The sequence below is a fragment of the Enterobacter sp. CGMCC 5087 genome (assembly GCF_003144775.1).
Lineage (GTDB): Bacteria > Pseudomonadota > Gammaproteobacteria > Enterobacterales > Enterobacteriaceae > Enterobacter > Enterobacter cloacae_M.
This window is the reverse complement of sequence record NZ_QFXN01000263.1, coordinates 1-388: the sequence shown is the minus strand read 5'-3', so window position 1 is coordinate 388 and position 388 is coordinate 1. Positions and strand designations below refer to the sequence as shown.

General features: G+C 61.3%; 1 protein-coding gene. It reads right to left on the bottom strand.

All coding sequences use genetic code 11. The annotated features are described in order from the left end of the window. The coding region (tssI, locus tag DEO48_RS23020) for a type VI secretion system tip protein TssI/VgrG (RefSeq protein ID WP_146198323.1) at positions 1-388 on the bottom strand (388 nt) is incomplete at both ends.

The window sequence follows — 388 nt, the reverse complement described above, 5'->3', positions numbered from 1 at the left end:
TTCGTTATAGCCTTTCCCCTGAACCGTGTCTGAACGCAGCACCATGCGGGTTTTATTCACCGGCAGGGGATAGGGGGCAAGGTTGGTGGCGTGATACGTGCGCCCGGTGATAATCGGCTGGTCGGGGTCCCCTTCCAGAAAACTCACCACCACCTCATGCCCCACGCGGGGAAGGGCGACCATGCCATAACGGCCACCAGCCCAGGCCTGGGTGACACGCACCCAGCAGGAACTCAGATCGTCATTGTTGCCGTAACGGTCCCACGGAAACTTTACCTTCACGCGCCCGTATTCGTCGCAGTAGATTTCTTCGGTCGCCGGGCCGGTGACGGTCGCTATCTGCGGGCCGTCCACCATCGGACGTGCCGTCATTTCGGTGCGCCAGACG